The organism is Gammaproteobacteria bacterium (assembly GCA_028819075.1).
GTDB lineage: Bacteria > Gemmatimonadota > Gemmatimonadetes > Longimicrobiales > Gaopeijiaceae > BD2-11.
The window spans coordinates 248,515-267,325 of sequence record JAPPMM010000028.1 but is presented as its reverse complement, the minus strand read 5'-3'; the positions used below and the strand labels follow the sequence as shown (position 1 = coordinate 267,325).

Here is an 18,811-nt window from a genome sequence, read left to right as displayed (position 1 = left end):
CGAGACTGACGGAGGCCAAGCGCATGCCCGAAGCACCAGCCTGGAAGTTCCAGCCGGTCCTGCAGGACCTGGCCCCGAGGGAGCCCGCGTCGGTGACGCTGCGGGGCCGGGTGATCACAGGGGTAGGGCGCGAGGTGATCGAAAACGGTCACGTGACCCTGCACGACGGCATGATCACGTCCGTTGGAGAGGGCGGTGGGGCCGCAGGGGATGGGCGCGAGGTGGTCGAAACGGGCGGGACCATCCTGGCCGGCCTGATCAACAGCCACGCCCACCTGGCCTGGGACGGCATCCACGACCTGGCCGCCCAGTCGCTCGGAGACGCGCCCGAGATCAGCGCCTACAAGGCGGCCGCCAACATGCTCGCCTGCCTGCGGGCGGGGATCACCCTGGTGCGCGACCTGGGGATGAACCGGAGCGGTGCCTTCGCCAAGCAGGCGGTGGAGCAGGGGGTGTTCGCGGGCCCGCGCCTGCTGATTGTCGCCGAGGCGATCGTCCAGACCGGCGGCCACACCTACTGGTGCTGCCGGGAGGCCACCGGCGCCGACGAGATGCGGCGCGCCGTGCGCGACCAGGTCAAGGACGGGGCCGACCTCATCAAGATCATGATGTGCCACGACCTCCTGGAGTTCACCGACGAGGAGCTCGAGGCCATCGTCGACGAGACCCATCGCAGCAACCTTCCCATCACCGCCCACGCCACCTTCGACGCCTGCATCGAGCGCGCGGTCGACTTCGGCATCGACACGGTCGAGCACGGCGGCAGCATGTCCGACCGGACCATCGGCAAGCTGGTCGAGCGCGGGGTTCCCATCATCACCACCTTCTCGCCCGTCCTGCTCCAGTCGAAGCCCGAGATCGCGCGCAAGTACAACATCCCGGAGTGGAAGATCAGGGAGCGCCAGCGGCTGGTCGCCGACAAGAGCCGCTACGACGGGCTGCTGAGGGCCGCGCGCGCCGGGGTGCGCATCGTGTTCGGGACGGATGCGGGGAGCCCGGCGGTGCGCCACGGCGTGGTGGTGCCGGAGATGGAGTTCATGATCAAGGTGGGCGTTGTGGCCGACAACCACGCGGCCATCATGAGCGCGACCCGCGAGGCCGCCATCATGAACCGCCTCGGCGATCGCATCGGCACCGTGGAGGAGGGCAAGGAGGCGGACGTTATCGTGGTGGACGGCAACCCGCTCGACGATCTCCGCGATCTCGAGCGCGTGCAGATGACCTTCGTGCACGGGAGCTGCCTGTACGCGCGCCCGCCGGTTGCCGCTGGGGCGGCCTGATGCGCGTTTGCTCCACCCACCGACCCACGGCGTGACTCCGATGACCCAGGCTGTCCGCGAATCCCATCTGGCCGCCCGCGCGATATGCGTGAAGTCCAGCTTCCGCACGCGCATGCTCGAGTTGTCGGCCGGACTGGACGGCATCATCGCCCTCGGCCGGGGCGATCCCGACTTCGACACGCCGCCTGCCATCGTAGCCGCGGGGGCGGAAGCCCTGGCGGGCGGCTATACCCATTACACGGCCCCTCCCGGACTCTCCGAATTGCGCGAGGCGATCTCCGGGAAGCTGAAACGCGACAACGGTCTCGACTATCCGGCCAACCAGATCATCGTCACCAACGGCGTTCAGGAAGCGCTCCTCATCTCGATCCTGGCGTTGGTCGATCCCGGCGACGAAGTGGTGCTCCAGGCGCCGCGCTTCAACGCCTTCGACTACATGGTCAACCTGGCGGGTGGCCGGGTGGTGGAGGTGCCGACCCTGGAGGAGCACGACTTCGCGCTCAGGGCCGACGCCATCCGCCACGCCCTGACGGAGCGCTCCAAGCTCCTCGTGATCGCGAATCCCAACAATCCCACCGGCGGCCTCACGCCGCACGAGGAGTTGGCGCGCATCGCAGCGCTCGCCGAAGAGCACGACTTCCTCGTCATCTCCGACGAGATCTACGAGAAGCTGATCTTCGGCGGGCAGGAACATGTCAGTCTGGGTACTTTCGGCAACCTGCTTGACCGGACGGTCACCGTAAACGGCTTCTCCAAGGCGTACGCCATGACCGGGTGGCGCATCGGTTACCTCGCCGCGCCGGCGTGGTTGATGGAGCCAGCCGTCGAGATCAAGCACACCCTGAGCATCTGCACGCCCCCGGCCCTCCAGCGCGGCGCGCTCGCGGCGCTCGAGGGTGGAGACGAGGCGGTCGCCTCGATGCTGGCCGAGTACGAGCGCCGCTTGGATCTAGTGCTGCGGACCCTCGACGACATGGAGATCTCGTATGGCCGGCCGGGCGGTGGCATGTACGTATACGCCAACATCTCGAGCACGGGGCTCGACGCCGAGACCTTCTGCCTTGAGCTGCTGCGCCAGGAGAAGGTGATGGTCTTCCCCGGGACCATGTTCGCGGATCCCGCCAACCGGCACATCCGCATCACGCTGCTGTCTCCCTATGCCTCCATGGAAGAAGCCCTGGAGCGGATGAAACACTTCGTCGAAAGGACGCGACAGCAGTGAAGTCGGGCTTGCTCCAGCGGCCGAGCCGCTCCCCGCGGGATGAGGCGCCATGAACGGTCGAACGGGGGGTGACAACGCGCGCATCCTCCTCGCAGGCGCGGGCGTCCGCGGCGCCAAATGGGCGCGTGTCATCGCCGAAGCCCCGGACGCGATCCTCGCCGGCATCGTGGATCTTGACGAATCACGCGCCCGGCGAGCCCGCGACGAACACGCACCGGACGCCCCGGTTGAACGCGAGTTCGCTTCGGCTCTCGCCCATGTGCCCGCCGACGCCGTGGTAATCGCCACCCCGCCGGACAGCCACCATGCTCTGGTGAGCCAGGCGTTCGCACGGGGCCTCGACGTCCTCTGCGAGAAGCCGCTCTCCGACGAGATGGACGAAGTCCTCGACCTCATCGCTAGGTCGGAGGAGGCCGGACGCCATCTCCTGGTCGGGATGAACTTCCGCTACCTGCCGACCTCCCAGAGGATCCGCCACTACGCGCAGAGCGGTGAACTCGGCGACCTCAGCTACGGCCATTTCACCTACCACCGCCAGCGGGACGGCAACCGCCACGACCTGAACGACTACGTGATGACGATGGCGCATCCGATGCTGCTGGAGCAGAGCATCCATCACTTCGACCTGCTGCGCTACTGCTACGACGCCGAGGTCGAGTCGCTGGTGTGCGATACCTGGCGGCCGTCGTGGAGCACCTATGAAGACGACTGCTGCGTCTCCGTGCTCTTCCGCTTCGAGAACGGAGTTCGCGCGAACTACCTGGGGACCTGGACCGCGGCCTGGAATCGCATGGACTTCCGCTGGCGCACCGAGTTCGAGGGCGCGGCCCTGATTCAGCGCGAGCAGTTCGAGGACCTGGTCCGCGTCGACTTCGATCGTCGCCTCGGACTCCGCGGCAGCAACTTCAAGGGAGACGCCGAAGCGGAGACCCCGGTCCCGGAGCCGCTCGCGCCGTGCACGGCGTTCATCGACGACACGCGTGAGCTGCTGGCCGAGTTCCTGCGCGCCGTCCGCGGCGAAGCCGAGCCCGTGACCACCGCCCGCGATCATCTGAAGACGCTTCTCGTCGTTCAGGCCTGCATCGAGTCAGAGCAGAGAAGGGGATGGGTCGCGTTGCGTGAGATGGAGGAGCGCTTCCGCGTGTCCGCGCCGCCTGTCAACACCAACACGGGCGAGGGGCGCTCCGATGCCGATGCGGGCTCTGCTCGGCGACAGATCGCCGAGAATGTCGGGCGCTCCGATGAAGAAACGGGCTTCCCCTCATGACACCCGAGCCTCCCGAAGACATTTCCCTCGACCTGCTCCGGGTTCGTGGCCTCCATACGCGGTTCCTCTCTGATCGGGGCCTCGTGCATGCGGTCAACGACGTGAGCTTCTCCGTCCGCCGGGGCGAGGCGCTTGCCCTGGTGGGGGAAAGCGGGTGCGGCAAGACCGCCTCCATGCTCTCCGTGCTCCGGCTGTTGCCGCCGCACCGCACCCGCGTCCGCGCCGACGAGGTTAGCTTCAAGGGCCGGGACCTGCTGGGGCTCGACGATGAAGAAATGAGACGTGTGCGCGGACCCGAGATCGGGATGATCTTTCAGGACCCGCGCGCATCCCTCAATCCAGTGCTCACCATCGGCCGGCAACTGACCGAGAGCCTGGAGGTGCACCTCCGCCTGGGGCGCCGCGCCGCCCGCGACCGCGCGATAGAGCTGCTCGGGTCGGTCGGCATCCCGCGGCCGGGCTCCCGGTTCGACGACTACCCGCACCAGTTCTCGGGCGGCATGTGCCAGCGGGTCATGATCGCCATCGCGCTGGCCTGCGAGCCCAGCCTCCTCATCGCCGACGAGCCCACAACCGCACTGGATGCCACCATCCAGGCGCAGATCCTCGACCTGGTCTCCGAACTGCGGGCAACGCGCGAGATGGCGATGATCTGGATCACCCACGATCTGAGCGTTGTGGCGAACCTGGCCGACCGGGTCGCGGTGATGTACGGAGGGTCGATCGTGGAGACGGCCGGTGCCCGGCGCCTGTTCGCCGCGCCGGCCCATCCCTACACCCGGGGCCTTCTGGCCTCGCTGCCCGCGCTCGGCGGGGAAGGCGGAGGGCGCCTGACTGCGATTCCGGGTCAGCCGCCCGACATGACGCGACTCCCGGTGGGGTGCGCTTTCGCGGCGCGGTGCCCGCACGCCTTCGACCGCTGCATTCGGGAGAGACCTCCGCTGCTTCCAGCGGGGAAGGGGGCGCCGTTGGGTGAGCAGCGGGCGCGTTCGAGCGAGAAACTGGCGTTCTCGGCGGACGCCGGTGCGCGCGCCGCCTGCTGGTGGGACGGATGACTCCCCTCCTCGAAGTCATCGGCCTCAAAAAGCACTTCCCCGTGCGTCGCGGAATGATGCAGCGCAGGGCCGGGTCGGTGCGCGCAGTCGATGGCGTCAGCTTCCGGCTGCATCGCGGCGAGACGCTCGGCCTGGTGGGAGAGAGCGGCTGCGGCAAAACCACCGTCGCCCGCACCATCCTCCGGCTCACCGAGCCCACGTCGGGGCGCATCGTTTTCGACGGCGTCGATCTCACAGCCATATCCCCGGCAGAGCTCCGCGCACTCCGTCCGCGCATGCAGATGATCTTCCAGGACACCCATTCGTCGCTGAATCCACGCCTGAGCGTCGGCCGCTCCATCGCGGAGCCCCTGCGCGAGCACGGGAGCATGACCCGCGGGCAGCGACAGGACCGAGTCGCGGAACTCATGAGCATCGTCGGGTTGGACCCGAAGCTCGCCGGACGCCTGCCGCACGAGTTCTCGGGCGGTCAGCGCCAGCGGGTCGGCATCGCGCGCGCTCTCGCCCTGAAGCCGGACCTGATCGTCTGCGACGAGCCCATTTCGTCGCTGGACATCTCCATCCAGGCCCAGATCGTCAACCTTCTCGCGGATCTTCAGGAAGAGTTCGGGCTGACCTATCTCTTCATCTCCCATGATCTTAGGATGGTCAAGCACCTGTGCGATCGGGTCGCGGTCATGAATGAAGGCAGGATCGTCGAGATGGCGTCGGCCGAGGCGCTCTTCCGCGCGCCGGGACACCCGTACACGCGCACGCTCCTGTCTTCGCTGCCTCGAAGGCCCGGGCGGTCGTAGCCGTGCAGCCGAGGCGCGCCTCGCGCGTACGGAACTTCGGTCGGAACATTTTTTTTCAGCCGCGCAGTCGATACCTGCCCAAGGATGAAGAGGACGTGTTGCGCATCCTCGACGAGCACCGGACCGGGACGGTCCGCGTCATCGGCGCGGGCCATTCCTGGAACGGGGGCATCGAGACATCCGATGCGCTCCTGGACTTGCGCCACCTTCGGTGGATACGCGTTCACACCGACCGCCGCCGGGCCTCCGTGGGTGGAGGATGCCGCATCGCCGATGTCCTGGCGCATCTTGCGCCCCGCGGACTCACCCTCCCGTCCATCGGCCTGATCGCCCGCCAGACCGTGGCAGGCGCGATCGCCACGGGGACGCACGGGTCGGGAAGGCACTCGATGTCCCATTACGTCGAATCCATGCGCATCGCCTGTTACGACGCAGAGGGGAAGGCGGAGGTGCGCACGGTCGATTCCGGCCAGGCCCTGCGGGCGGCTCGATGCTCCGTTGGGGCGCTCGGCGTGGTCGTCGAAGTCACCGTGACGTGCGTGCCGCAGTACCACGTTCGTGAACGATGCGTCTGGCGCCCGAATCTGGACGCCGTCCTGGAGAACGAGTCGACCGCGCCTCTGCAGCAGTTCTATCTCATGCCGCACACCTGGTCGTATCTGGAGCACGAGCGGAGCGTGGCCCCGGGTAACCGCCGCTCGGGCGCCGCCATGCTCTACCGGGTGTATTGGCTGGTCGTCATCGACGTACTGCTTCATCTGGGCATCAAGCTTACCGCCTCGCTGCTGCGAAGCCAGCGCCTGGTGGATGTCCTGCATCGACATCTGCTCCCCGCCTGCATCGTCCCGAAGTGGCAGGTCACCGACCGCAGCGACCGGCAGCTCCTCATGCGCCACGACCTCTTCCGTCATCTGGAGATGGAGGTCTTTGTGCTGCGCGACCAGCTCGGGCCGGCGCTCGACTTCGTATCGGAGGTTCTGCGTGTGGCCGACGACGCCGACTACGAGGTATCGGCCGGCGTGCACGACCGGATCCGGGCCCTGGACATGCGGGATTCCTTCGAGAGGATTCGGGGTTCATACAGCCATCACTATCCGATTTGCGTCCGGCGCGTCCCTCCTGACGACACGCTGATCTCGATGGCATCCTGCCACGGAATGGAAGAGCAGGACTGGTACGCCATCAGCCTGATCACCTTTACCGAGCCCCGGCGGCCCTTCCAGAACGTCGCCCGCTTCTTAGCCACGACCATGGCTCGAACACTGGGCGCCCGGCTGCATTGGGGGAAATGGTATCCGCTTGAGGCGGGACAGATCGAGGACAGCTATCCGGGCCTCGCCCCCTTCCGGGCGATCAGCGCGCAGTTCGACCCGCGGGGCGTGTTCCGGAATCGGTTTCTCGACGAAACCATGTTCGGCACGCGTGACCATCATAGTCAATAATATTGAGGAATGACAATAAATATGATTATAGATTATACATTGACAACAATAATATTCTTGACAAATATCATAGTCATATTTATTCTGCTGGCCACCGTCGTCTGGTCCGTGGTCTGGCCGGATCGCCGAGTCTGGCCCCCGCCCGGACGAGGCTCCTGGCAATATGTCCTGACCTGGATCGGGTGGTCTGCGGCCATCGCACTCAACGCGTGCCTGCTGTTTCTGGACTGGAACTCCTGGATCCTTGGCGGCGGCCTGCGGTTTCTCCTCGGAATCCCGCTGGCTCTGCTGGGCGGCCTGCTGGCGTTCTGGGGAATCGCCACGATCGGGTGGACGAACTCGACGGGCGTCAAGGACGGCTTCCTTCCCTCCGGCCCCTATCGGTTCACGCGCAACCCGCAATACGTCGGCGACACCGTCCTCCTCCTGGGGCTGAGCATCATCGCCAACTCGCAACTCCTCTGGATTACCCATGCGCTCCTCGCCCTGTGGTTCATCATCGCGCCCCTCAGCGAAGAGGTGTGGCTGAAGGAGCAATACGGGGAGGAGTACGAACGGTATCGACGTGAGGTGCCGCGATTCCTGTGAGCTTCAAAGAGAGTGGCGTCGGGCCCAACGCGTGATCCGAAATCGTGAACGCCTGAAGATTGCCCCTCGGGGGGGCTCGTAGGGCTGGATCACGAGGTCTTGACAAATAAACTTGTCAATGCGTTAATTCCGGCCATGCTCGACGTTGCCGTCATCGAGGAGCCCGCCGCCGCGGTCGTCACCCTGGACCCGAAACGGGCCCGGCTCCTTTCCGAGCTGGCGGAGCCGGCCTCGGCGGCCACGCTCGCGGCCCGCCTCGGACTCCCTCGGCAGAAGGTCAACTACCACCTCCGGGCGCTGGAGAAGCACGGGCTCGTGCGGGTCGCGGAGGAACGCCGGTGGGGCGGCCTGACCGAGCGCCTGCTGGTGGCGACCGCCCGCTCCTACGTGGTGAGTCCGGCGGCGCTCGGGCCGGTGGCGAGTGACCCGGAGCGGACGCGCGACCGGCTGTCCGCGAGCTACCTCATTGCGCTCGCCGCGCGCATCGTGCGCGAGGGGAGCGCGCTGCTGCGCCGTTCGGCCGAAACGGGAAAACGGCTCGCCACCCTTTCCATCGACACCGAGATCCGGTTCCGGTCTCCGCAGGCCCGCGCGCGGTTCAGCGAGGAGCTGATCGCTGCGGTTTCCGAACTGGTTCGGCGCCATCACGACGATTCCGCCCCCGGCGGACGGCTTCACCGCCTGGTGATCGTCGCCCATCCGGCGCCGGGGGATCCATCCGCCCAGGAGGCATCATGAGCATCAAGCACGATCCATCCGGCCACCGTTCGATCCAGGCCGAGGCGGAGGTTCCCGGCTCCCCGGAGGAAGTCTGGGAGGCCATCGCGACCGGCCCGGGCATCTCGTCGTGGTTCTATCCGACGGATGTCGAGGAGCGGATCGGCGGTACGCTCCGGTACCACACCGACTCGCAGATGGACCACGTCCCCGCGAAGGTGACCGGGTGGGACGCGCCGCACCGTTTCCGCCACGAGGGCAGGGACTGCGGCGCGGACGGGCCGCCGACGGCCACCGAGTGGACCATCGAGGCGCGCGCCGGCGGCCGGTGCCTCGTCCGCGTGGTGCACAGCCTCTTCGCCAGCACCGACGACTGGGACGACCAGCTCAGGAACTTCGAAGCCGGCTGGCCGCAGGCCCTCGCCATCCTGGGGCTGTACCTCACCCACTTCAGGGGCCAGCGTGCCACGATCGTCCGAGCGTACGGCGAAATGGACGGGTCCGTGGAGGAGACCTGGAACGCGCTTTCCGGCGCGCTCGCCTCCGGCGGGCTCACGCCCGGAGATTCATGGGCGCTCCCCGGATCGGGCAGCGGAGACCTCGCGGGCGTTCTCGCGGAGATTCGGGCCGGTGGGCGTCAGCCCTGCGTGCTGTTCCGGCTCGACCGGCCGGCTCCGGGAATCGCGGCGGCGTGTGCCTACAAGATCGCGGAGCGGGCGACCGTGGTGATCAGCATCTACCTCTACGGTGACGACGGGCCGGCGGCGGCCGCCCGTGGCGAGGTCGCCTGGAAGGAGTGGATGAGCGCGCGCTTCGCATAGCCGTGCCCCGCGAAAACGAACCCGCCGCACTGAAGGAGCGATCCACGCCGTGCCCGTAGCCGCCCTCGCCCTCGTCCTGGCCGCAGGACTCCTGCACGCCTCGTGGAATCTGATCCTCAAACGCTCCACCGAGCGGGTTCTGGTCGCGGCGTGGGCGATGCTGCTCGGTGCCGTCATCTTCATCCCGACCCTGGTGCTGGCATGGCCGCCTCCTGCGGGGGTGTGGCCCTTCGTCGGTGCGAGCGCGGTCGTGTACGTGGCGTACTACGGGTGCCTGGCGCGGGCGTACGGAGACGGCGACTTCTCGCTTGTCTATCCGGTCGCGCGCGGGACGGCCCCCGCGATGCTCGCGCTGTGGGCGGTGCTATTCCTGGGCGAGCGACCCTCCCCGGGCGGGGTGCTCGGGATCGCAACGATCCTGTGCGGGCTGATCGTGCTTGGCGGCGCGCCGCTCTGGTCGCGTTTAGCCGGGGCGCGGACGGGAGTGAGAGGGGAAGAAGATGTCCAGTCCGGGACCGATTCCTTCATCCGAACGCCCGCCGGACATCGCTGGCGCCAGCTGCGCACCCACGCGCGGGGCTCGGGATCAGCATTCATGGTCGCATTCTTCATCTCCGTATACTCGACGCTGGATGGAGCGGCGGTCCGGCAATGGCTCCCGCTGCCGTACCTGGTGCTCGTGTTCGGGCTCTCCGGATTGGCGTTCGTGGGCATGCTGGCGACGCGTGACGGCAAGCGGACTTTTCGGGTCCTGCGCACGCACTTCCGTCCCATCGCGATGATCGCGGTCATGACCCTCGTGGCCTATGCGCTCGTTCTTCGGGCCTTCCAGATCGCCCCCATCAGCTACGCGGGAGCCGCGCGCGAGGTGGGCATCGTATTCGGAGCCCTGGCGGGATGGCTCCTTCTGGGAGAGCGGTTCGGGCGCATTCGCACCGTTGGAGCCCTGCTCGTTTTCGCCGGCATAGGGCTGCTGGCGCTGGCCGGGTGACCTGTCTATTGTGGACGGCCCAACGCCAACGTCGCGTTACCCGCGGCCCTTTCCATCTCGCTCACTGAGCACTGGCTCAACACGCCGGAGTCGTTCCATGCATCACGCCCTTTTCAGCGGTACCGGCATCATCCCCGGCCGGGCGGGAACATGAAGGAGGGGGACACCGCGGCACCCGGGCCTTGGGCCAACGGCAACGGCCTGACCCTCAACCGGGCCGACTTCGAAGCCGCGTACCGGAACGTGGCGCCCTACGCCTACCGCACGCCCATGCTGACCAGCCGATCGCTCAGCGAGGAGTGCGGGCTGGACGTGCGCCTTAAGGCCGAACTCTTCCAGCGCGGCGGCTCCTACAAGCTGCGCGGGCCGCTGAACAAGATCGCCAGGCTGAGCGAGGAGGAGCGTGCCCGCGGCGTCATCTGTTCCTCGGCGGGAAACCACTCCCAGGGCGTGGCCCTCGCGGCGCGCCAGTACGGCGTGCGCGCGGTGGTGGTCATGGCCAAAAACGCCACCCGCTCCAAGATCGCCGCCACCGAAGGCTACGGGGCCCGCGTCGTCCTCCACGGCAGCATCTGGGACGAGGCCAACGAGAAGGCGCTGGAACTCGTGGAAGCCGAGGGTCTGACCTACATCCACCCGTTCGACGACCCGGAGCTGATCGCGGGACAGGGGACCCTCGGGCTCGAGATCATGGACCAGTTGCCGGAGACCGAACTGCTGATCGTGCCGATCGGGGGCGGCGGGCTCATCTCGGGCGTTTCAATGGCGGCAAAGTCCGTCAACCCGTCGGTTCGGATCATCGGCGTGGAGTCGTCCGGAGCCCCGGGGATGAAGCGCAGCGTGGAGGCGGGCGCAAGCGTGGTCCTCGACGAGGTCGACTGCATCATCGACGGGCTCCGCGTCAAGAAGGTTGGCAACCACACCTGCTCGGTGGTCTCGCGCTTCGTCGACGAGATCGTAACCCTGCCGGACGCGCAGATCTTCGACGCCATGCTCTGGCTGATGACCCGAGCCAAGGTCGTGGTCGAGGGCGCCGCCGCCGCTCCGGTCGGAGCCCTGCTTCAGGGGCTCGTCGATGCGCCGGCGGGAACCAGCACCGTATGTGTGCTGAGCGGTGGCAACCTGGACGTGGAGGGGATGCGGGGAAGGTCCTGGAACTAGGGGCCCGTGGATGAATCCACGCGAGGGCGGAGATCGCCCACGGGTTGCAAGCGCATGAATGGGTTGAACGATCATGAAGCGTGAGGCCGAACCCATCGGGCGGCACGGTCATCGAGTCCTCACCGCACTGTTTCTGATCTCTGCTGCGGCTTGCGGCGGAGACGGCCAGCAGAGCGATACCTCCTCCACCGTCGTTCGAGACAGCGCGGGCATCGAGATCGTCGAATCCGCACGACCGCTCTGGTCGAACTCAGACGGGTGGCGAGTCGAGTCGGCGCCAGTCCTCGACCTGCCGGCGTCCGGTTCGGGGCCGAATCACGAGTTCTTCCAGGTTCGGGGCATGAGGCGGCTGAGCGACGGATCGCTGGCCGTGGCCAACGGGGGCTCGAACGAGGTCCGGATCTACTCGGCGGACGGCAACCACACTGCTTCGCTGGGCGGGGAGGGGGATGGTCCCAGCGAGTTCCGCGCGATCGTGGGATTCGACAACGCCGGCGATTCGCTGATCGTCCTGGATGCCAATGGACGCGTGACCTTCTTCGCGCCGGACCGGGCCTTGCTCGGAACCTATAGCGTGCCCCTGCCGTCCGGCGTGATCGCCGAATCAAACGCTGTGGTCCATCTCGCGAATGGCGAGATCGTCATCGAGACGCGTATCCGCTTCATGTTCGGGTATGAGGGCGAGAGCGCCATGCTCAGACAGCCGGGTGGACTGTTCCGCGTTGACGCGGCCGGAGGGACGGTCGACAGCATCGGCGTGACGGCCGGCAACGAGGTCTTCATGCACCGCAACAGCGGTGGCGGGGCCTTCGCAGGTATTCCTCTCTTCGGGCGCGACGCCTTCGTGGCCACGCACGCGGGGAGGATTTTCCTGGGAGACGCCGTCGACATGCGGGTCGAAGAGGTGACGGCCGACGGCGGGCTGGCCCGCATCCTTCGCATTCCGGGATACCCGCTGGAGCTGTCCGCGGCTGCGTTTGAGCGAGAACGAGAGGCGCGGCTGGCGGCTCCGGACGAGCTTCCGCCGATGATCCGGGAGTTCTATCAGGATCTGCCTGTCCCCGACCGCCGTCCGGCCTATGCGGACGTGAAGGTGGACCCGACCGGCGCGATCTGGCTGAGACCGTTCCTGGCGCCGAATGAAGGCGACGGCCCGGAAACCTGGCAGGTGCTGGGGCCCGATGGCGCGTGGCTGGGCGGCGTCGAGATTCCCGCCGACCTCTCGGTCATGGAAGTCGGGATGGACTTCGTGCTCGGCGTCTACCGGGACGAACTGGACGTCGAGCATCCGCGGATGCTGCGCCTGCACCGGGACTGAGAGGGCCCTACTCCCTCCACGGATACTCCGGCCGCCGCCGGTGCCAGTCCGTCTCGCGCTGATAGCCCATTCCCAGATCCAGCACGGCCTGATCGTCCATCGACGAGCCGCAGATCTGCAGCGAAAGCGGCAGCCCCTCCTCGTCGAATCCGCACGGGATGGCGAGCCCCGGAAGCCCCACCAGGTTGGCGATGTAGTTGAGGCGCGGGGTGCGCGCACTCACGTCGTCCGGGGGCTCCCACTCGTTGCGCGCCGGGATCGGCCAGCCCTCGCTCACCTCGCGCATGGCGGCGCCGTTGGGCCAGGTGGGGGCGATGACCGCGTCGTAGCGGGAGAGGATATCGTCGGTCTCGCGCACCAGCTGGTTGCGGATGCGCTGGGCCGTCAGATAGTCGGCGGCGGGCAGCATGCGCCCGGCCATCCAGCCCGCGCGCCGGTCCTCGTTGAACGAGAACATGTTGGCCGCGCTGCCGTCATCGAAGAGCGCCTTGAAGTTGGTGCCGCTCTCCACGGTGACGATAGTGGTGAAGAGGGCGCCGGTGGGCCGGAGGGGCAACTCCACATCCTCCAGCACCACGCCCATCTGCTCGAAGACGTCGAGCGCCTCCTGGAAGACGCGCCGGGTCGTCTCCGAGCCCGAGAGCAGGAATTCGGGCCGGTGGACGCCCAGCCGCCGCCCGCGCATCGCGCCCGGATCCGCGCGGAAGACGAACGGGCGGTCGACGGTGCTGTTGTCGCGCGCGTCGTAGCCGGCGATGTGCTGGAGGATGTGACCGCAATCCTCCGCCGAGCGCCCGACGGGACCGATCTTGTCCAGGCTCCACGAGAGCGCCATGCAGCCAAAGCGGCTGACCCGTCCGAAGCTGGGCCGGAGCCCCGACGCGCCCACCGCGGAGGCCGGAAATACTATGGAGCCGCCCGTCTCCGTGCCGATTCCGAAGCCGATGAGGCCGGCTACCGCCGCCGACACCGTCCCGCTGGAAGAGCCGAAGCTGGTGCGGTCGAGCTTCCACGGATTGAGTGCCGAACTGGTGTTGCCGCCCGCGAACTCCCCGAGTGAGTTCTTCGCCATGAGCACCGCGCCGGCCCCTTCGAGCATGTCGATGACCGCTGCGTTGCGGTCAGGCACCCGGTCGCGGAAGATGCCCGAGCCCCACGTGGTGCGGATGCCGCGGGTGTCGAGCAGATCCTTCACGCCGTAGGGGATCCCGTGCAAGATGCTGCGGCGATTGCCGGCGGCCAGCTCCCGGTCGGCGCGCTCGGCGGCCTCGAGGGCGTGGTCGCGCGCGATGGTGACCATGGTGGCCAGCTTGCCGTCGTGGTCGGTGCGGGGCTCGCTGGGCAGCTCGAAGGGCGGCACGTCCAGCTCCTCGGCGCGCGCGAGGTAGGCCTCGGTCAGCTCGACCGAGGTGATGGAGCCGTCGGCTAGCAGGTCGGCCAGTTCGCGGACCGTCAGGAAAAACGTCGATTCCTGCATGGCTCAGCCCCTCCAGAAGACGAGAAGGGGGGGCTCGTCGGGGTCGAGCGGGAAGTCGCGCAGCGTCTGCTGCACGTTGACCATGTTGGCGATGGCCGCCTTCAGCCGCTCCAGCTCCGCGGCGTCCTCGTAGATGCCCCGCGGTCCCTGGTGATCGAGCAGCGTGTTGGCGGTCGCGGTCGAGACCTCGCCGGTCTCGGCCACTTCGGTGCAGGCCTGCGCCCACGCCAGCGCCATCGCGCTTGCGCCGGCGACTGCGGTGAACTTTCGGCGATCCATGGTCATGGACGGGCTCCTCGACATGGCTGTGAAGGACATTTGGGCGATCGCGGCTGCTCCAGAGTCGCGACCTCACACGCCGAGCGTCCGCTCCGCGCCCTTTTCGTCATTGGCCGCAACCTAACGGGGAGCCTCGCCGCATATCCAGCCCCGCCATTCCGATGTGCGGTTTCCTGCATCGCCCATCGTTTGACGCGGCAATGACCCCCGGGTAGGTTGGCGCCCGCGACGACCGCCGGTTCAACGCTGTGCCACGGGAAATGGATCGAAAGGCAGGAGAAAGTGGGGAACGGCTCGGCCGGGCTGCCCTCGAACGCGAGCAACTCCGCCGGCTGCGCGCCATGCTGGAGCCGGTCCTGCGGAGCAATTTGTTCTACCGGGACAAGCTGGCTGCGGCCGGGCTGGAGGCCGCCGCCGATCTGACCGGCATGGATGCCTACCGTCAACTGCCGTTCACCACCAGGGACGAATTGGCCGCGGACCAGTCCCGCACGCCGCCCTACGGGACGCTGCCGACCTTCCCTCCGGAGCACTACATACAGGAGCACCACACCTCGGGCACGACCGGGCAGGGGCTGTGCTGGCTCGACGATGCCGAGAGCTGGGCATGGTTCGGACGGTGCTGGGCGAAGGTGTTCCGGGCGGCCGGGGTCACTGCGGCCGACCGCGTCTTCTTTCCCTTTTCCTTCGGCCCCTTTCTCGGGACATGGAGTGGCGTCGAGGGCGCACGGCACCTGGGTTGCCTGATTCTGCCGGGCGGCGGCATGTCGGCGCGCGCGAGGGTCGACGCGATCATGGCCTGGCGGCCGACCGTTCTCGTCTCCACCCCGACACACGCCCTGCGCATGGCCGAGGTCGCTGCGGAGGCAGGGGTGGAGCTGGCCGCCTCCGCGTTGCGGATCAACATCCACGCCGGTGAGCCGGGCGCGAGCCAGCCGGCGACGAGGGCGCGGCTGGAGGACGCGTTCGGGGCCAGCGTGTTCGACCACGCGGGCGCGACCGAGGTGGGCGCGTGGGGGTTCCATTGCGAGGCCAGGGAAGGCCTCCACCTCAACGAGAGCGAGTTCATCTTCGAGGTGATCGATCCCGACACGCACGCCCCCTCCCGGGAAGGGGAGCTCGTCATCACCAACCTTGGCCGCGCCGGCATGCCTGTGATCCGCTACAGGACCGGTGACGTCGGGAGGCTGGAGACGGGGCCGTGTCACTGCGGTAGCGGGTACCGTTGCCTGAGGGCCGGGGTGGTGGGGCGGCTGGACCAGAAGCTGACGGTTCAGGGAGTGGCCTTCTATCCCGGTGCGATCGAGAACGTCATCTGGAGCTTTGGCGAGGTCCGCGAGTTCGCCGTCAATGTCCATCGGCGCGGCAAACGCGACGAAATCGAGGTGCAGGTGGAGCTCTGGACGGGTGACGCCGACCGCGTGCGGGCTCTCCTGGCGGACGCCATGCGCGCCAAGTTTGGGCTCGGGTTGGAGGTGTCCGCCGTGCCCGCCGGCACTCTCCCCAGGTTTCCCGTCAAGGCGCGCCGCCTCACGGACCATCGGGCTCACGACTAGCCCCGCTCGCTCGCCGGATCCCTCCCCGCGCGCGAACGGTCGCGGCCGGGAACGATCCCCGCCCCTTATCTGTATCCCCCGCTCCCTTTTCGCATCCCACAGATCAGTATATCATACTCACATCATGAGTAAGCGACTGCAGGTGGTGCTGTCCGAGGCGGAACTCGAGGAGATTCGCGACGCCGCGAAGCGGAATCGCGTCACCGTATCCGCGTGGGTCCGGAGGACGCTGCGCGAAGCGCGGGAGCGCGAGCTGCGCGGGGGAGCGGCCGCGGTGCGGGAAGCCCGCCCGGCATACCAAATCCCCGAATCCGCCCACTACCCGTTCGTCAGCCTTGAAGTCAGGCTGCCCGAGGCCGATCTGGAAGCGGTCAGACAGCGCTACGGGCTGCGCAATTGGACCGCGGCCGTGAAGGAGGCGGTCCTGCGTCAGGCGATCGTGCCGATGACGAAGGAGGAGGCGCTCGCCATGCGTGGGGTCGGCTGGGACGGGGATCTGGACGAGATGGGCCGGGATCGCCCCCCTGACATCTGGTGATCGTCGACACCTCGGCGTGGGTCGAATACCTGCGGCGTACAGAGAGCGCCTTCGACCTGTTCCTGGATGACGCGGTCCGGGCGGGCCGACCCATCGCCACGCCTGCCTCGGTGGTGATGGAGTTGCTGGCGGGATGCCGAACGGAGCCCGAGGCGCGTCAGCTGCTCAAGTTGATCTCCCGCTTCGAAATCCTCGTCCCGGATTCGCTGGGACACTTCCAGCAGGGCGCCCTCGTCTACCGCACCTGCCGCCACGCCGGACGCACGATCCGTTCCATGGTTGATTGCATGGTCGCGGCCAGCGCCATCGACGAGGGCCGTCCGCTGTTGGCCCGCAACCGCGACTTCGAGATGATCGCCCGACACACGGAACTGGAGCTCGTGGAGCCGGAGAGCGACTGCGAACGCTGACGGATCGCGCTCAAAGCGTCCGTTCCGGGCCCTCGCCGGGGCGGGGAAACCGCCTACCCGAACATCGCCTGCGGCAGGAACGTTGCGATCCGCGGCACGAGCGCCAGCAGCACCAGCATCGCCAGCATCGCGAACCAGAACGGAATGATGCCGCGGAAGATCGCGCCCATGGGAACGTCCGGGGCCACCACCTTCACCACGAACGTGTTCAGCCCCACGGGCGGCGAAATCAGCCCCATCTCCAGGGTGATGACGATCATCACGCCGAACCAGATCATGTCGACGCCCAGTGACGTGAGGATCGGCTGAACCAGCGGAATCGTCAGAACGAGGATCGCGAAGCCGTCCAGGAAGGTGCCCAGCACGATGAACATCGCGAGCACAAGGGCCACCACCTGGGGTCCCGACCATCCCTGATCGCCCACCCAGCGGGCCATGGCGAACGGTGTTCCGGTAAATCCCAGGAATACCTTGAAGACGTAGGCCCCGATCAGGATCAGGAAGACCGTGCCACACGCCCGCAGGGTCGAAAGGACGAGCTCGCCGAGGGCGTCGCGGGTCAGGGAACGACGCGCCAGGGCCGCGAGCAGGGCGAGGAACGCGCCCACGCCCGCGGCCTCCATTGCGGAGAAGATGCCGGCGTAGATGCCGCCGAGGGTCACGACGGCGAGGCCCAGGATCCACCAGGCCCCCGCAGGCGTGCGCCCTCGTTTCCCCGGTGCGTTCTCCGGCTCTCCCCGGGGCGCCCGCTCGGGATGAAGGGTTGCTATGATGACGACGGTCAGGACGAAGAGCGCCGCGAGCAGAATCCCGGGAAGCAGTCCCGCCATGAAAAGGCGGCCGATGCTCTGCTCGGTGAGGATGCCGTACAGGACCAGCCCGGCCGAGGGCGGAATCAGGATGCCGAGGGTGCCACCCGCCGCTACGGCCCCGGCCGCGAGCGACTTGTCGTAGTTGAAGCGCCGCATCTCGGGCAGCGCGACGCGCCCCATGGTCAGGGCGGCGGCCAGCGACGAGCCGGACAGAGCCGAGAAGCCCGCGCACGCGACGATCGATGCCGCGGCCAGGCCGCCCCGGATGCGGGCCAGCCAGAGGTTGGCCGCCAGGTAGAGGTCCCGGCTCATCCCCGAGGCCACCGTCAGACTCCCCATCAGCATGAAGAGCGGGATGATGGTGAGCGCGGTCCGCGATGACACCGCGAACGTCTCCCCCGCGATGACGGGGAGCACCGCCTGGGGCCGGATCAGCGCGATGCCGACCGCGCCCGCGATGAGCATGGAGAGCCCGACGGGCACGCGGATCAGCAGAAGAACGAAGAGGGCAACGACGCCGAGCAATGCGGCCGCGGACCCCTCCATCAGATGCCCCTGGCCCGCGAGTCGTCCTCCTCACGCGCGGCCCGCCCCCGAACCAGCCGGGACGCGAGCAACAGCGAGTACGTTGCCATGCATGCGCCCAGCGCGTAGTAGAACGGCGTGTGCACGATGGCGATGGTGCCGGTGACCTCGCCGCACTCGATCCCGCAACTGCCGTTGGCGAAGAGGGCGACGGCCGTGACCGCCGCCGCAGCAGCCCCCAGGACCCGCGCGAGGGCGTCGGTTGCCCGTGTGACGGCACGGCCCGCAAAGCGCTCGATGAGCTCGACGGACACGTGTGTTCCCTCCTGGGCCGCACAGACTACCGCGGCGGCCACGAGCACCGTAAGGCCCATGGAGGTGAGATCCTCCGCGCCCAGCAGGGGAGCCCCGAAGAGGTGGCGCGCGACGACCTCGACCACGGTCACGCCCAGGAGCAGGAGCAGCGCCACGCCCCCGGTGACGGCGAGCGCGGCAGTCAGCCACCGGCGAGGCGCCTCGTCGACCCGACTGCGGTCTGGCACCGGGTCCTGGTCCGAG

The 18,811-nt window shown here is 67.9% G+C and carries 17 protein-coding genes and 2 pseudogenes; 15 read left to right on the top strand and 4 right to left on the bottom strand.

Annotated elements, in window-relative coordinates; translation table 11 throughout:
* Nucleotides 1–23 precede the first annotated feature (23 nt).
* The 12 genes and pseudogenes from OXU32_07280 (at nucleotide 24) to OXU32_07225 (ending at nucleotide 12,656) form a co-directional block, all read left to right on the top strand.
* Nucleotides 24–1,280: an amidohydrolase family protein gene (locus tag OXU32_07280; protein MDE0073768.1), complete on the top strand. Its 1,257-nt coding sequence runs from the start codon at nucleotides 24–26 to the stop codon at nucleotides 1,278–1,280.
* 40 nt (nucleotides 1,281–1,320) lie between these two features.
* Complete coding sequence (locus tag OXU32_07275; protein MDE0073767.1) at nucleotides 1,321–2,502, top strand: aminotransferase class I/II-fold pyridoxal phosphate-dependent enzyme; 1,182 nt, start codon at nucleotides 1,321–1,323, stop codon at nucleotides 2,500–2,502.
* 49 nt (nucleotides 2,503–2,551) lie between these two features.
* Nucleotides 2,552–3,769 carry a Gfo/Idh/MocA family oxidoreductase gene (locus tag OXU32_07270; GenBank protein MDE0073766.1) on the top strand — a complete coding sequence of 406 codons (1,218 nt, stop codon included), beginning with the start codon at nucleotides 2,552–2,554 and terminating at the stop codon, nucleotides 3,767–3,769.
* A complete protein-coding gene (locus tag OXU32_07265; protein ID MDE0073765.1) occupies nucleotides 3,766–4,824 on the top strand; it encodes an ABC transporter ATP-binding protein in 1,059 nt (352 codons plus the stop codon). The genes OXU32_07270 and OXU32_07265 overlap by 4 nt, the downstream gene beginning before the upstream one ends.
* A pseudogene (locus tag OXU32_07260) lies at nucleotides 4,821–5,597 on the top strand (ATP-binding cassette domain-containing protein). The gene OXU32_07265 and the pseudogene OXU32_07260 overlap by 4 nt, the downstream one beginning before the upstream one ends.
* Nucleotides 5,598–5,620: 23 nt before the next feature.
* A complete protein-coding gene (locus OXU32_07255; protein ID MDE0073764.1) occupies nucleotides 5,621–7,060 on the top strand; it encodes an FAD-binding protein in 1,440 nt (479 codons plus the stop codon).
* A 57-nt stretch (nucleotides 7,061–7,117) separates the two neighbouring features.
* Nucleotides 7,118–7,648 (top strand): DUF1295 domain-containing protein, encoded by a 531-nt coding sequence (locus OXU32_07250; GenBank protein ID MDE0073763.1) that lies wholly within the window; start codon nucleotides 7,118–7,120, stop codon nucleotides 7,646–7,648.
* A gap of 135 nt (nucleotides 7,649–7,783) precedes the next feature.
* Nucleotides 7,784–8,386, top strand: a complete 603-nt coding sequence (locus OXU32_07245; protein ID MDE0073762.1) for a helix-turn-helix domain-containing protein — start codon at nucleotides 7,784–7,786, stop codon at nucleotides 8,384–8,386.
* Complete coding sequence (locus OXU32_07240; protein MDE0073761.1) at nucleotides 8,383–9,186, top strand: SRPBCC domain-containing protein; 804 nt, start codon at nucleotides 8,383–8,385, stop codon at nucleotides 9,184–9,186. The genes OXU32_07245 and OXU32_07240 overlap by 4 nt, the downstream gene beginning before the upstream one ends.
* A gap of 49 nt (nucleotides 9,187–9,235) precedes the next feature.
* Nucleotides 9,236–10,177 carry an EamA family transporter gene (locus tag OXU32_07235; GenBank protein ID MDE0073760.1) on the top strand — a complete coding sequence of 314 codons (942 nt, stop codon included), beginning with the start codon at nucleotides 9,236–9,238 and terminating at the stop codon, nucleotides 10,175–10,177.
* Nucleotides 10,178–10,327: 150 nt separating this feature from the next.
* Nucleotides 10,328–11,338 (top strand): threonine/serine dehydratase, encoded by a 1,011-nt coding sequence (locus tag OXU32_07230; GenBank protein MDE0073759.1) that lies wholly within the window; start codon nucleotides 10,328–10,330, stop codon nucleotides 11,336–11,338.
* Between the two features lie 73 nt (nucleotides 11,339–11,411).
* Nucleotides 11,412–12,656, top strand: a complete 1,245-nt coding sequence (locus OXU32_07225; protein MDE0073758.1) for a hypothetical protein — start codon at nucleotides 11,412–11,414, stop codon at nucleotides 12,654–12,656.
* 7 nt (nucleotides 12,657–12,663) lie between these two features.
* Here the strand turns inward: OXU32_07225 and OXU32_07220 are convergent, their stop codons facing one another.
* Nucleotides 12,664–14,133 carry an amidase gene (locus OXU32_07220; protein ID MDE0073757.1) on the bottom strand — a complete coding sequence of 490 codons (1,470 nt, stop codon included), beginning with the start codon at nucleotides 14,131–14,133 and terminating at the stop codon, nucleotides 12,664–12,666.
* Nucleotides 14,134–14,136: 3 nt separating this feature from the next.
* Complete coding sequence (locus OXU32_07215) at nucleotides 14,137–14,418, bottom strand: hypothetical protein (protein ID MDE0073756.1); 282 nt, start codon at nucleotides 14,416–14,418, stop codon at nucleotides 14,137–14,139.
* Nucleotides 14,419–14,753: 335 nt separating this feature from the next.
* On the opposite strand from OXU32_07215, the gene OXU32_07210 reads away from it, so the two are divergent.
* From OXU32_07210 to OXU32_07200, 3 genes and pseudogenes are all read left to right on the top strand, one after another.
* Entirely contained in the window at nucleotides 14,754–15,968 is a 1,215-nt protein-coding gene (locus OXU32_07210; protein ID MDE0073755.1) for a phenylacetate--CoA ligase family protein, read from the top strand.
* Between the two features lie 124 nt (nucleotides 15,969–16,092).
* A pseudogene (locus OXU32_07205) lies at nucleotides 16,093–16,230 on the top strand (antitoxin).
* A gap of 272 nt (nucleotides 16,231–16,502) precedes the next feature.
* The gene (locus OXU32_07200) at nucleotides 16,503–16,916 is read left to right on the top strand and encodes a PIN domain nuclease (GenBank protein ID MDE0073754.1); all 414 of its coding nucleotides are present in this window, start codon (nucleotides 16,503–16,505) and stop codon (nucleotides 16,914–16,916) included.
* A 53-nt stretch (nucleotides 16,917–16,969) separates the two neighbouring features.
* On the opposite strand, the gene OXU32_07195 is transcribed toward OXU32_07200, so the two are convergent.
* Nucleotides 16,970–18,274 carry a TRAP transporter large permease gene (locus tag OXU32_07195; GenBank protein MDE0073753.1) on the bottom strand — a complete coding sequence of 435 codons (1,305 nt, stop codon included), beginning with the start codon at nucleotides 18,272–18,274 and terminating at the stop codon, nucleotides 16,970–16,972.
* Complete coding sequence (locus OXU32_07190; GenBank protein ID MDE0073752.1) at nucleotides 18,274–18,795, bottom strand: TRAP transporter small permease subunit; 522 nt, start codon at nucleotides 18,793–18,795, stop codon at nucleotides 18,274–18,276. Before OXU32_07190 ends, OXU32_07195 begins: the two co-directional genes overlap by 1 nt.
* Between the last annotated feature and the right edge of the window lie 16 nt (nucleotides 18,796–18,811).

What these genes read in the sequence shown, in the direction of transcription:
- OXU32_07220 (MDE0073757.1), bottom strand. Translation starts at nt 14,133, where the DNA reads ATGCAGGAATCGACGTTTTTCCTGACGGTCCGCGAACTGGCCGACCTG.
- OXU32_07245 (MDE0073762.1), top strand. Translation starts at nt 7,784, where the DNA reads ATGCTCGACGTTGCCGTCATCGAGGAGCCCGCCGCCGCGGTCGTCACC.
- OXU32_07270 (MDE0073766.1), top strand. Translation starts at nt 2,552, where the DNA reads ATGAACGGTCGAACGGGGGGTGACAACGCGCGCATCCTCCTCGCAGGC.
- OXU32_07230 (MDE0073759.1), top strand. Translation starts at nt 10,328, where the DNA reads ATGAAGGAGGGGGACACCGCGGCACCCGGGCCTTGGGCCAACGGCAAC.
- OXU32_07265 (MDE0073765.1), top strand. Translation starts at nt 3,766, where the DNA reads ATGACACCCGAGCCTCCCGAAGACATTTCCCTCGACCTGCTCCGGGTT.
- OXU32_07210 (MDE0073755.1), top strand. Translation starts at nt 14,754, where the DNA reads ATGCTGGAGCCGGTCCTGCGGAGCAATTTGTTCTACCGGGACAAGCTG.
- OXU32_07215 (MDE0073756.1), bottom strand. Translation starts at nt 14,418, where the DNA reads ATGACCATGGATCGCCGAAAGTTCACCGCAGTCGCCGGCGCAAGCGCG.
- OXU32_07280 (MDE0073768.1), top strand. Translation starts at nt 24, where the DNA reads ATGCCCGAAGCACCAGCCTGGAAGTTCCAGCCGGTCCTGCAGGACCTG.
- OXU32_07195 (MDE0073753.1), bottom strand. Translation starts at nt 18,274, where the DNA reads ATGGAGGGGTCCGCGGCCGCATTGCTCGGCGTCGTTGCCCTCTTCGTT.
- OXU32_07275 (MDE0073767.1), top strand. Translation starts at nt 1,321, where the DNA reads ATGACCCAGGCTGTCCGCGAATCCCATCTGGCCGCCCGCGCGATATGC.
- OXU32_07240 (MDE0073761.1), top strand. Translation starts at nt 8,383, where the DNA reads ATGAGCATCAAGCACGATCCATCCGGCCACCGTTCGATCCAGGCCGAG.
- OXU32_07225 (MDE0073758.1), top strand. Translation starts at nt 11,412, where the DNA reads ATGAAGCGTGAGGCCGAACCCATCGGGCGGCACGGTCATCGAGTCCTC.